Source organism: Thorsellia kenyensis (genome assembly GCF_042432445.1).
GTDB lineage: Bacteria > Pseudomonadota > Gammaproteobacteria > Enterobacterales > Thorselliaceae > Thorsellia > Thorsellia kenyensis.
Window position 1 is genome coordinate 1 of sequence record NZ_JBHLXE010000025.1, and the last position, 748, is coordinate 748.

Here is a 748-nt window from a genome sequence, read left to right on the forward strand (position 1 = left end):
GCCTACCACCATCTCAAATACAGCAAGTTAACTTCCTAATAGTTAACGTTCACAGCACACGCGGAATGTCAGCTTAATGATCACCAGTCTAAAGGACGATCTTCCCACGTCATTCACTACGACCTCTGATAGATTGTATTTAAAAAAGCTCCAATAGGTAGACACGCCGTGCCGTGTATAATGGCCAAATTTTTTCAGTTTTGTGGACAGACAAAAAAAGGGTCTAGTATTGCCTACTAGACCCTTTTTAATTTTTATTCAGACTTTAAATCAAAGTTAGATTACAGTTATACCCTGCTGAATCCAGATTTGCGCATCTTCCGTAGCATGCACGTAAACATTATATGTTTCGCCCCTGAATTGCTGCGCACCTAATGTTGACCATTCAGTGTCTGACAATTCTAAATCTACAGTATCTGTTGAGCCACCTTGGATTACCAGTAAATGATCATTTTCAGGCGTCATTGATAACACATCCTCGACAGAAATAGTCAGCTTATTTTTATACTCATCATTAAGATGTAGATACTCAATAGAATCTACTTTATTATTGATTTGTGCTAAATCTAAGTCATCGAAACTATTCCAAATCAATGTATCATTTCCTTGACCACCATTGACAAAAGCGAAATCTGTATCATAAATGATGATGTAGTCATTACCGCTTCCAGCATCAAAGGAGTTAGCTCCATTTTTGCCGTCTAGAGTATTAACACCATCATTACCCACTAGTGCTCCTGTACCATCT

At 38.1% G+C, this 748-nt stretch carries 1 protein-coding gene; it reads right to left on the reverse strand.

All coding sequences use genetic code 11. The features are described from left to right. Nucleotides 1-276: 276 nt before the first annotated feature. On the reverse strand, nt 277-748 hold a 472-nt coding region (locus ACFFIT_RS02485), incomplete at its 5' end, for a hypothetical protein (protein WP_385876065.1).